Source organism: Moorena sp. SIO3I6, from assembly GCF_010672095.1.
Window position 1 is genome coordinate 1 of sequence record NZ_JAAHHU010000587.1, and the last position, 2731, is coordinate 2731.

Sequence of the window (2731 nt, forward strand, 5' to 3'; positions counted from 1 at the left end):
GGTGTGAAAAGCAACATCCCCAAGAAGTAAAAATACAGGATTTTGTAGACCCGGAATTAGGAAAAGTCATTCCTTACGGAGTTTATGACAAAACCTATAATCAAGGCTGGGTAAATGTTGGTATTGACCATGACACCGCTGAATTGGCTGTCTTCTCAATTCGTCATTGGTGGTATTCCATGGGACAACAACTTTATCCCAACAGCCAAAAGCTAATGATTACAGCGGATTGTGGGGGAAGTAATGGTTATCGTTGTAGCAGTTGGAAATTGAAGCTACAAGAATTAGCCACAGAGATAGAAAGAACCATTTATGTAAGTCATTTTCCTCCTGGTACAAGTAAATGGAATAAAATTGAGCATCGAATATTAGGTCATATTACCCAGAATTGGCGAGGTAGACCCTTAACAAGCCATGAGGTCGTGATTAATTTAATCCGCAATACTACCACAAAACAAGGGGTAAAAGTTGAAGCACGCTTAGATGAGAATCGCTATCCAACAGGGATCAAAGTGACAGACCAAGAAATTAATGCCATTGCCATTGAGCGAAACTCTTTTCATGGGGAATGGAACTATGTAATTAAGCCTCTTTCTCGGGACTAGATTGTTAAAGTTATTTTTACATGACTCCTAAGCTATTTTCAACAAGCGGAACAAACAGCCCTTAATCCCCTAGACCGCTTGCAAGCTCGACTCAATCTACTGCGCCTGTTTATTCAATCGGAACAATGGCAACAGGTAAATACCCTAGTAGGCGAAATTCAAGGTCAATTGAGGGAATTACCTGCTACTCGTGCTTCCATCTATGGAACGGTTAACCTGGCGGCTAATTTGGACAAAATAGAACCGGAGCAGCAACCCCTGAATTCTCAAGAATTGAATCAATTGCTAGTCCAAGCAGTCAAGTCAGCCAAAGTCTTGAAAGACCCCCAAGCTGAAGCCTATGCTCTTCGGGAGTGGGGCAAACTTTATGGTAAACAGGGTCAATTATCGGAAGCAATTCACCTCACCAAGCAGTCTTTAAGGATTGCTCAAAGTATTCAATCTACGGATATTATTTATCAAGCCGCTTGGCAGTTGGGACAACTATTCAAACAACAACAACAACCTGACCATGCCGTAGCAGCTTACACTGAAGCGGTGAATGCTTTAAAATCCTTAAGGGGTGATTTAGTTGCTATCAATCCAGATCTTCAGTTTTCCTTCCGAGAAAGTGTCGAGCCAGTTTACCGGGAATTTGTAGCACTGCTGCTAGAGGGGACTCCTACTCAAGCTGATTTAGCCCAAGCCCGGGAGTTGATTGAATCTCTGCAACTAGCTGAACTGGATAACTATTTTCATGAAGCTTGCTTGGATACTCAGACTGCCAAAATTGATGAAATTGATCCTAATGCAACGGTTATCTATCCGATTATTTTACCTGACCGTTTAGCGGTGATTGTTTCCGCACCAGGTAAATCCCTCGACTACTATGCTACTCCTATACCAGCAGCAGAAGTAGAGAATACTCTCAGAACATTGTTAAGCTACTTCCATCCTGTTTTCAGTCCTAAGCAACGCTTACCTTTATTACAACAGGTTTATGACTGGCTAATTAGACCCGCAGAAGCCAATCAAACCTTAGCCAATAGCAAAACTCTGGTCTTTGTTCTTGATGGCAAGTTTCGTAGAATACCGATGGCAGCTTTACATGATGGGGAGCAATTTTTAGTAGCAAAATACAATCTTTCCCTATCTATCGGTTTACAACTGCTAGAGCCACAACCCTTACGTCAACAGCAATGGAGTATGGTTACTGCGGGCTTAAGCGAAGCTCGTCAAGGCTTTCGGCCTTTACCCAGTGTGAAAGATGAGATTGAGCAAATTACCAGAAACGTGTCAGGGTCAGTACTAGTCAATCAGGAATTCACCCGCAGCAACTTTGTCAGGGAAATGAATAGTAAAAGGAATGTAGTACACCTGGCGACCCATGGTCAGTTTAGCTCCAATGCTGAGGATACGTTTCTACTAACTTGGGAGGGTCGCATCAATGTCAAGGAATTGGATCAAGTGCTACGTAGCCGAGCATTTGTGGGAGAAGGAGGGATTGATTTACTGGTTCTAAGTGCTTGTCAAACAGCAATAGGAGATGACAGAGCTGTGTTAGGTTTAGCTGGGTTTGCGGTCAGATCCGGAGCGCGATCTACTCTTGGCAGTTTATGGTCAGTGCGTGATGACTCTACAGCGATTTTAATGACTAAGTTTTACGATTACTTGCAACAACCAGGAATCACAAAAGCAGAGGCACTTCGGAAAGCCCAGCTAGATTTGATGGTAGACCCTAACTTTAATGAACCTGTATTTTGGGCTCCTTTTGTATTAGTGGGTAATTGGTTGTAGAGTACATCCCAAACCCTATAAGTACAATAATGATACTACAAATTTTGCCGATTCACTAACTGAATTTTATTGACAAAATAAGCTTCTCGATGCTGCAATGACTCAGCCAAGTCTAGCCCCTTTTGAAATGCTGCTAAGGCTTGAGGATAGTTGTTCATATCCAGATAAACTTGACCAATTTTGTCGTAAGTATTCATCAAGCCATAATAATTATAGGACTTTTGCTCAACTTGAAGCAAAACCTCATAAACTTGCAAGGCAAACTCTGGCTGCTTAGAGGTAAGGTAAAGTTGTGCTAGAGGTTGTAGTGCTTCGCTAGCATGGGCAAACTGCTGTAGAGACCAGGCTAT

Annotated in this window: 3 protein-coding genes; 2 read left to right on the forward strand and 1 reads right to left on the reverse strand. The window is 42.3% G+C overall.

Annotation, left to right across the window (positions count from 1 at the left end; all coding sequences use genetic code 11):
• The coding region (locus F6K49_RS39970) for an ISAzo13 family transposase (RefSeq protein ID WP_293106272.1) at nucleotides 1-605 on the forward strand (605 nt) is incomplete at its 5' end.
• Nucleotides 606-683: 78 nt separating this feature from the next.
• Nucleotides 684-2381, forward strand: coding sequence for a CHAT domain-containing protein (locus F6K49_RS39975; protein WP_293106275.1), 1698 nt, complete (start codon nucleotides 684-686; stop codon nucleotides 2379-2381).
• 35 nt (nucleotides 2382-2416) lie between these two features.
• On the opposite strand, the gene F6K49_RS39980 is transcribed toward F6K49_RS39975, so the two are convergent.
• Nucleotides 2417-2731: tetratricopeptide repeat protein (locus tag F6K49_RS39980; RefSeq protein WP_293106278.1), on the reverse strand; the 315-nt coding region annotated here is incomplete at its 5' end.